Here is a 229-nt window from a genome sequence, read left to right as displayed (position 1 = left end):
TTCTAAGGAAAATTACGGAAACCTACACGGGGTTTAAAACTTTGTTTAGTTTTGAGGGGTTTACTTCTCGAATATGGGCCTATAGCTCAGCTGGTTAGAGCGCACGCCTGATAAGCGTGAGGTCGATGGTTCGAGTCCATTTAGGCCCATTTACATAGAAATATTTCTAACTCATGGGGCTTTAGCTCAGTTGGGAGAGCGCCTGCTTTGCAAGCAGGAGGTCATCGGT

Annotated in this window: 1 tRNA gene; it reads left to right on the top strand. The window is 45.9% G+C overall.

Annotation, left to right across the window (positions count from 1 at the left end):
• The first annotated feature begins 75 nt into the window (after nucleotides 1-75).
• Nucleotides 76-149: transfer RNA gene (locus FC14_RS00405), tRNA-Ile, on the top strand.
• Nucleotides 150-229 lie beyond the last annotated feature (80 nt).

Source organism: Ligilactobacillus agilis DSM 20509, from assembly GCF_001436215.1.
GTDB lineage: Bacteria > Bacillota > Bacilli > Lactobacillales > Lactobacillaceae > Ligilactobacillus > Ligilactobacillus agilis.
This window is presented reverse-complemented; position numbering and strand designations above follow the sequence as displayed.